Here is a 5,804-nt window from a genome sequence, read left to right as displayed (position 1 = left end):
GGGGCGGCCGGCGCTGTTCTGGCGCGGGCAGCGGATCGGCCTGCTGGTGCGCGGGGCGTCGCTCGGCCATCCGCGATTTCAGCCCGACCGCGCGCTCGATGCCATCCCCCGCCCCGATCGGGAGGCGCTTCTGGCGCATGTCACGGACTGGCTCGAGGCGCATCTCAAAAAGGCGCTCGCCCCGGTGCGTGCGCTCACCCGGGCCGCCGAGGACAAGCGCTGCTCCGGCCCGCTGCGCGCGCTGCTGGTGCAACTGGTCGAGGCAGGCGGGGCGATTCCCCGGACCGAGGCCGAGCCGCTGATCGCCGCGCTCGACGGGCCTTCGCGGCAGGTGCTGCAGCGGCTGGGCGTGCGGCTGGGTAGCCTCGACATTTTCTGCGCCGCGATGATCCGCGCCGATTGCCAGGCGATGCTGCGGCTGATGCGCGCGGTGCGTGCGGGCGCAGCGCTGCCGGAGGCGCTCGATCCCGCGATCGAGAGCCTGCGCGCGGTGGTTCCCGCATCGGCCCTGCCGGGTGAGGGGCATCCGGCCTATCGCGGGCTCGGCGACCAGGCGCTGCGCGTCGACATGGCGGAAAAGCTCATCCGCGCTGCGCATGATGCCAAGGGTAATGCAGCCAGCTTCGCCATCGATCCCGCGCTTGCCATCTCGATGGGGCTCACCGCCGCCAATGCCGAGCGGTTGATGCGCGCGGCGGGCTTCCGGCGCGAGGCGACGCCCGCCGACGCCGGGGCGGACGCCGGATCGGACAAGCAAAGGTTATGGCGCTGGCGGGGGCTGGCGCGGAAAAAGGCTCAGGGCCCAGCGGCGGGCCAGGAGAACCGGGGACATTTTGCCGCGCTGAAGGAATGGAAGGTGGCGATTGGCTGAAAAGGGCGGCGGAGCATCCTCATCGATCGGCAACGCGGGCGCGCATATGCGCATGGACCTGCTGCTCTGGTATCTGCGGCTGGTGCGCAGCCGATCGCAGGGCAAGATGCTCGCCGAGCAGGGGGTGATCCGCAGCAACGGCCACCGCGTCGTCAAGGCGCACCACGCGGTGCGCTGCGGCGATATCCTCACCGTGCCGCAGGGCAGCCGGGTGCTGGTGCTGCAGATCGACCATCTGCCCCGACGCCGCGGACCGGCGGACGAGGCGCTCGCCTGTTACAGCGAACCCACAGAAGCGCGCGCGACCGGATAAAGCGGGGCTTGGGACGGGCAAGGCAGCGCCATATTGACGCATCGGCCTTGTGACAATAGCAAGGCGCCCAGAATCACTGCGGCATCATTATGCCATCACCACGCCCGACCGGTGCCCCGCGCCGGTACGCATTCAGGGGAGCGATCACAGCCGATGACCTATGTTGTCACCGACGCCTGCATCAAGTGCAAATATATGGACTGCGTCGAAGTCTGTCCGGTGGACTGCTTCTATGAGGGCGAGAACATGCTGGTGATCAACCCCAGCGAGTGCATCGACTGCGGCGTGTGCGAACCCGAATGCCCCGCCGAAGCCATCCTGCCCGATACCGAGGACGGCCTGGAAAAGTGGCTCGAGCTCAACACCAAGTTCAGCGCCGAATGGCCCAATATCACGGTCAAGCGCGACAGCCCGCCCGATGCCGATGAATACAAGGGCAAGGAAGGCAAGTACGAAGCCTATTTCTCGCCCGAGCCCGGCGAGGGCGACTGATCGATCTGCAAATCCTCCCCTGTAAGGCGAGGTGGCATCGCACAGCGATGACGAAGGGTTGTCCTCGCCGGAGCAAGGCGGACACCCCTCCACTACTGCGTGGTCCCCCTCCCCTTGCAGGGGAGGACTGAACTGCGGAAAGGCCAGCGGAATATTCCCCTCCCTGGACAGGGAGGGGCCAGGGGTGGGGCCACTGTGCCGACCTCCATCCGGCCAATCTGCACCGCCCGATGCAAACGTTCGCGGTTTCCGTAGCGTAATCCCCCCAACGCGATTGTTTTTTCGCGCCGACATCCCATCTAGGACCGGAATGGCCATTACGGGGTGGCTATTTTGTGACGAATCTGTTAAGTGCGGCCTATTGGCGCAGCGGGTTTGCGCTGATTGGTGTCCCACTCTCGGCACATTGAGGAGAAACAATCGAACGGCTGACATGCGAGTTCGAAAAGGCTCCCGCTTCCCCTGAATACAGAAAGGTTTTTGAATGGCCGCCAAAGCGCTGTCTTTTGATGTAGGCGATTATGTGGTTTATCCCAAGCACGGTGTCGGCCGTGTTGTGGAACTTCAGAAGGAAGAAATTGCCGGCATGCAGCTCGAGCTGTACGTGCTGCGCTTCGAAAAGGAACGGATGACCCTGCGCGTTCCTGTGAACAAGGTCGAAAGCATCGGCATGCGCAAGCTGTCTTCGGACAAGACGCTGCGCGAAGCGATGGAAACGCTCAAGAGCAAGCCCAAGGTCAAGCGCACCATGTGGTCGCGCCGTGCGCAGGAATATGAAGCCAAGATCAATTCGGGTGATCTGGTCTCGATCGCCGAAGTGACCCGCGACCTGTTCCGTCCCGACGACCAGCCCGAACAGAGCTATTCGGAGCGGCAGATCTTCGAAGCCGCCTCGAGCCGCCTGGCGCGCGAACTGGCCGCGATGGAAAAGACCGACGAGCCCGCCGCGCTCAAGAAGATCCTCGAGATCCTGAACGCCGCCGCGCCGCAATACTACGAAGCCGCCGAATAAGCGCTTTCGTCATCGACGTTTCAGCAAGACCCCGGATCGGTGGAGGCCGATCCGGGGTCTTGCTATTTCCGGTCCGCGAACCCGGCCCGTCATTCACGCGAACGCGGAAATCCCGCTTTCCGTCAAAGGTTGAAGAAGAAGCGGGACCCCCGCCTGCGCGGCGGTGACGAGCAGGGCGATGCAGCGCGACTGGTTGCAGCGCTTTTCGGCATCAGGCAGGATGGCGCAAAATCATCAGGGGGGAGCCATCGTGACCAGCCAGGCCTGGCCGCCGATCGATCATCGACCCGGTTTCACGCTGCCCGCATTGCTGTTCTGGGCGGCGATCCTCTCGACGCTGCCTGTGGTCTGGCTCAACGTGCTGCCCGCGCTCGGCGGCGGGGCGCAGCAGACCCATGCCGACCATAGCCTGTGGATCGTTCTGCACGCGCTGACCGGGTTTCTGACGCTCGTCTCGGGCTTTCTCGCGCTCTACATGGGCTGGACCCGCGCCGCGTTCGATTATCACCGCCATACCGGCTGCACCTATGTCGGTGCAGGGATGACCATGGCGTTCGTCGCGCTGTTCCTCGCGATCAGCGACCCGCACCGCAATCCGGCGAGCGGCTGGGCGACCGGCACGCTGGCGGTGGCATGGCTGGTCGCGACCTCGATGGGCTGGCGGCAGGGCAGCCGCAGGTTGTGGCGTTCGCACCAGATGTGGATGATCCGCTCGATGGTGCTGACCTGGACCTTCGTCTTCTGCCGCCTGGCGCAGCGGCTGGACGATCTGGAAGGGATCGCTCCGGCATTCGGCATCTGGGCCTATTGGCTCGGGCCGCTGCTGATCGCGGAGATCGGGCTGCAGCTTTGGAACCGCCGCAGGTCCGCCTGACCCTCCCTCAACTCTTGTACAGACTGTCGAGCCGGTCCTGATACCGACCGCGGATGACATGCCGCCGGATCTTCATCGAGGGCGTCATCTCGCCGTTCTCGATGGTGAAAGGCTCGTCGGCAAAATTGAACTGGCGCACCTTCTCGATCACCGACAGATCGGCATTGACCCGGTCGATCGCCGCGCGCACCGCCGCCTTGAACTGCGGATTGGCCTGGAGCGCGGCAAAATCGACCTTGAGGTCCTGCGCGCTCGCCCATTCCATCGTCCATTCGGGATCGGGCACGACCAGCCCGACCAGATAGGGTCGCCGGTCGCCGACCACCATTGCCTGGTGAATCTCGGGCTGCAGCGTCAGCATGCCCTCGACCTTTTGCGGCGAGACATTGTCGCCCTTGTCGTTGACGATCAGGTCCTTCTTGCGGTCGGTGATCGCGATGCGCCCGGCCTCGTCGATGTAACCGATGTCGCCGGTGTGCAGCCAGCCGTCCTTGAGCACGCGCGCGGTCTCTTCGGGGTTCTGCCAGTATCCGTGCATGACGAGCTCGCCGCGCACCAGGATCTCGCCATCCTCGGCGATGCGCACCTCGGTATCGGCGAGCGGCGGACCGACCGTGTCCATCTTCAGCCCCACCTTGGGCCGATTGCACGCGATGATCGGCGCGGCCTCGGTCTGGCCATAGCCCTGGAGCAGCGTCAGCCCGAGCGCGTGGAAGAACACGCCGATCTCCGGATTGAGCGGCGCGCCGCCCGAGACCATCGCCTTGATCCGCCCGCCGAACCGCGCCTGGATCTTGGGGCGCAGGCTCTTGGACAGGATGAAGTCCATCGGCTTGTCGACGATGCCGGCGCGGCCCGCGAGCTGCTTTTCCCCCAGCGCCATCGCGCGCTCGAACAGGAAATTGGCGACCTTGCCCTGCTTCTGGATCTGCTTGAGGATGCGCGCGCGCAGCACCTCGAACAGGCGCGGCACCACGACCATCAGCGTCGGGCGCACCTCCTCGATATTGCTCGCGAGCTTCTCGAGCCCTTCCGAATAATAGATCTGCGCGCCCAGCCCGATCGGAAAGAACTGGCCGGCGCTGTGCTCATAGGCATGGCTGAGCGGCAGGAACGACAGGAACACCTCCTCGTCCCAGCCGAAATCCTCGGTGATCACGCGGGTGGGACCTGCGACATTGTGCAGGATCGCGCCATGGTGCTGCATCACGCCGCGCGGCGCGCCGCCGGTGCCGCTGGTGTAGATGATGCACGCAGTGTCCTGCCGCGTCAGCGTCGCGGCGTCGGCGCGCACCTGGGGCAGCAATTCGGCCTGGCGCGCATCATCGCCGGTGACCAGATCGGACCAGTTGTGCGCGCGGAAGCGGCTCGCCTGACCCACCCTGACCGGTTCCATGCCGATCACATGCCACGCATTGCCGGCGCGCAGCACCGCCGGCAGCAGCGTCCGCGCCAGCTTGGAATCGGAGACGATGACCGCGCGCGCGCCCGAATTGTCGAGAATGTGCTGGTGGTCGCGCTCGGTATTGGTAGTGTAGGTCGGCACGGTGACGCAGCCCGCGGCCATGATCGCGAGGTCCGCTATGCACCATTCGGGCCGGTTCTCGCTCACCAGCATCACCCGGTCGCCACGCTGCAACCCCATGTCCTTGAGCGCATGCGCGAGTTCCGCGACCTGGCCCGCCGCCTGCCGCCAGCTGATCGGCGTCCAGGCCCCGCCGCGCTTGGCCCAGAGAAACGGCTTGTCGCCCAGCTCGTCCGCCCGCGCGAAGAACAGGTCGAGCAGATTGTTGAAACGGGCAAACTGGTCGAGAGACTTGTTGGCGATCACCGGGTCAGGGCTCCTCTTGCGGCCACGCTTGGTGCGCGCGGTCTGTGATATGCGGGTCTAGAGTGGTTTCGAGTGAAATGGAACATTTCACGGCTCGGAAATCACGGCACGACAGAAAGCTGGACCGCGCTTCTGTTTCCATCAGAAGCGAACAAGGTCCAGCGGGCTTTGGTTGCATGGGCAATCAGCCGAATGTGCGTCACAGCGCGAGTTTGCGCCCCGCCTTGCCCAACGCGGCCTTGTCCTCGGCATCGAGCCCGAACTTGAGGCCGAGCCACACCAGCGGCAAGAAGCAGGCGAACTGGATCGCGGCGCGCGGCACCATGCCCAGGCCCTGGAAGAGCCAGCCGATCAGCCAGAGCGCACCAAACCCGCCGACCCCGCAAGCCAGCGCGCGCAGGAAATGGCGGT

6 protein-coding genes and 1 pseudogene are annotated in these 5,804 nt (G+C 65.3%); 5 read left to right on the top strand and 2 right to left on the bottom strand.

Going from position 1 to position 5,804, the window contains the following annotated elements; all coding sequences use genetic code 11:
• From DM995_RS10815 to DM995_RS10795, 5 genes and pseudogenes are all read left to right on the top strand, one after another.
• Positions 1 to 871: pseudogene (locus tag DM995_RS10815) on the top strand (helicase-related protein); the annotation flags it as partial.
• Complete coding sequence (locus DM995_RS10810) at positions 864 to 1,184, top strand: RNA-binding S4 domain-containing protein (protein ID WP_023837600.1); 321 nt, start codon at positions 864 to 866, stop codon at positions 1,182 to 1,184. The pseudogene DM995_RS10815 and the gene DM995_RS10810, both read left to right, overlap by 8 nt.
• A gap of 153 nt (positions 1,185 to 1,337) precedes the next feature.
• Positions 1,338 to 1,676 (top strand): ferredoxin FdxA, encoded by a 339-nt coding sequence (gene fdxA / locus DM995_RS10805; RefSeq protein ID WP_023837599.1) that lies wholly within the window; start codon positions 1,338 to 1,340, stop codon positions 1,674 to 1,676.
• Positions 1,677 to 2,160: 484 nt separating this feature from the next.
• Positions 2,161 to 2,688, top strand: a complete 528-nt coding sequence (locus DM995_RS10800; protein ID WP_023837598.1) for a CarD family transcriptional regulator — start codon at positions 2,161 to 2,163, stop codon at positions 2,686 to 2,688.
• A gap of 250 nt (positions 2,689 to 2,938) precedes the next feature.
• Positions 2,939 to 3,562 carry a DUF2306 domain-containing protein gene (locus DM995_RS10795; RefSeq protein WP_157973164.1) on the top strand — a complete coding sequence of 208 codons (624 nt, stop codon included), beginning with the start codon at positions 2,939 to 2,941 and terminating at the stop codon, positions 3,560 to 3,562.
• Between the two features lie 7 nt (positions 3,563 to 3,569).
• Here the strand turns inward: DM995_RS10795 and DM995_RS10790 are convergent, their stop codons facing one another.
• Complete coding sequence (locus DM995_RS10790; RefSeq protein WP_116969425.1) at positions 3,570 to 5,393, bottom strand: AMP-dependent synthetase/ligase; 1,824 nt, start codon at positions 5,391 to 5,393, stop codon at positions 3,570 to 3,572.
• A gap of 199 nt (positions 5,394 to 5,592) precedes the next feature.
• Positions 5,593 to 5,804: hypothetical protein (locus tag DM995_RS21825; protein WP_198669325.1), on the bottom strand; the 212-nt coding region annotated here is incomplete at its 5' end.

The organism is Blastomonas sp. UPD001 (genome assembly GCF_003426715.1).
Taxonomy (GTDB): Bacteria; Pseudomonadota; Alphaproteobacteria; order Sphingomonadales; family Sphingomonadaceae; genus Blastomonas.
The sequence above is the reverse complement of the archived record's forward strand: the minus strand, read 5'-3'. Positions and strand labels throughout refer to the sequence as shown.